Annotated in this window: 1 protein-coding gene; it reads right to left on the reverse strand. The window is 72.5% G+C overall.

Annotated features, from left to right (window positions below; all coding sequences use genetic code 11):
- The coding region (locus AC27IQ_RS25160; RefSeq protein WP_487091246.1) for a DUF1501 domain-containing protein at nucleotides 1-1147 on the reverse strand (1147 nt) is incomplete at both ends.

The following is a 1147-nucleotide window of genomic DNA, read 5'->3' on the forward strand; positions in this document are numbered from 1 at the left end:
GCGAACAGGCCGCCCAGCACGGCGCGGTAGTCGTTCAGAACGGGATAGTCGCGGTTCTGGAACAGGGTGGTGGCCGTCAGCGCCTGCTGCTCGCCCGCGATGCGCCCGCCCGCGATGCCCCCGCCCAGCACCCACATCACGCTGCCGTGGCCGTGGTCGGTGCCGCGGTTGCCGTTCTCGCGGAAGGTGCGGCCGAACTCGCTGATGGCGACGACCGTGGTGCGGTTCCACGCCGGCCCCATCTCGTCGGCGAAGGCCGCGAGGCCCCGGCCCAGCTCCTCGAAGCGGTTGGCCAGCGCGCCCGTAGCGTTGCCCTGGCCCACGTGCGTGTCCCACCCGCCCACGTCCACGAAGCCAAGGTTGTAGCGCGACTGCATCAGCCGGGCCATGCGGCGCGCCGTGCCTTCGAAGCCCTTGGTGCTCAGCGCGTTGCGGCTAGCGGCATCCATCTCGCCCTGCATGGTGCGCGCCACCTCGTCGCGCGTCTGAAAGCCCTCGGCCACGGCGGCGGCCAGCGGCGTGCCCCCGTACATCGAGGCGATCAGCCCGGCCTGCCGATCGTCGATGCCAGGCTTGGCCGCGCCCGCGGCGCCCAGGGCGGTGTTGGGCACGTCATAGCCGCCACGCAGCACCAGCGGCAGCGTGTCGGTGAAGGCCATGGGCGACAGGTGGTCGTGCCAGCGCGGCTGCACGCCCAGTTCGGTGGCCAGGCGGTTGAGAAAGCCCGAGCGGTAGTCGCGCCGCCCGCCCACGGGCTGGCCCAGCTCGATGCTGTCCTGCGTGTCGAAGTGGCTGCGCGTGAGGTCTTCGGTGCCCGAGAACGGCACGAACGCCACCTGCTTCTTCTCGTACAGCGGCATCAGCGAGCCCGCCAGCGCCGGGTGCAGGCCCCAGTCCGCGGTGAGCGGCAGCGCGCCCCCGGCTTCGCCTGGCTTGGCGATGGCGATGTTGGGCCGCGTCTCGTAGTAGTAGCTGCTGGAGGTGGGCACGAGCAGGCTGGCGCAGTCGTACCCGCCGCGCAGGAAGACCAGCAAAAAGCGTGCATCCACCGCCTGCGGGGTGGCCGCTAGGCTGGCCTGCAGCACGCCCGGCGCGGCGAGCGCGGCCAGGGCCTGCAGGCACTGGCGGCGGGTGGGGGCAGGGCCGG

Source organism: Acidovorax sp. KPB24-07 (genome assembly GCF_057543315.1).